Origin of the sequence: Rhodococcus sp. T2V (assembly GCF_029269925.1) — a bacterium.
Taxonomy (GTDB): domain Bacteria; phylum Actinomycetota; class Actinomycetes; order Mycobacteriales; family Mycobacteriaceae; genus Rhodococcus_F; species Rhodococcus_F koreensis.
Genome location: NZ_JARJBD010000538.1, coordinates 1 through 324, shown reverse-complemented (window position 1 = coordinate 324; position 324 = coordinate 1). Strand labels below are relative to the sequence as shown.

Annotated in this window: 1 protein-coding gene; it reads left to right on the top strand. The window is 67.9% G+C overall.

Annotated elements, in window-relative coordinates; genetic code table 11:
- Positions 1-140: 140 nt before the first annotated feature.
- A partial coding sequence (locus tag P3H15_RS55735; protein ID WP_346348902.1) for a PDDEXK nuclease domain-containing protein occupies positions 141-324 on the top strand: 184 nt, incomplete at its 3' end.

Genomic DNA, 324 nt, shown 5'->3' with positions numbered 1-324 from the left:
CGTGGGTGTTTCCGGAGCAGGGCCGGGTGTTGGACAAGTGGGCGAAGATTTTGCGCGAGGCCCGCAAAGCCGCGGTGGACACCGGGGATGTGGCGACGAAACGGTTTGTCGGGTCCTGCTACAAGGGGTATATCGGGCGGATGGTGAACCCGGACATGTGGACCCTCGTCGAGGACCGGCTGCGCAGGCCGCAGCACCAGCCCACGGTCGGGATGCTCCTGGTCGCGGACAAGAACGAGTCCGTCGTCCGGTACGCACTGGCCGGCACCACCCAGCCGATCGCCGTCTCCCGCTACGATCTCTCGCCCGCCGAGCAGGCCGCGC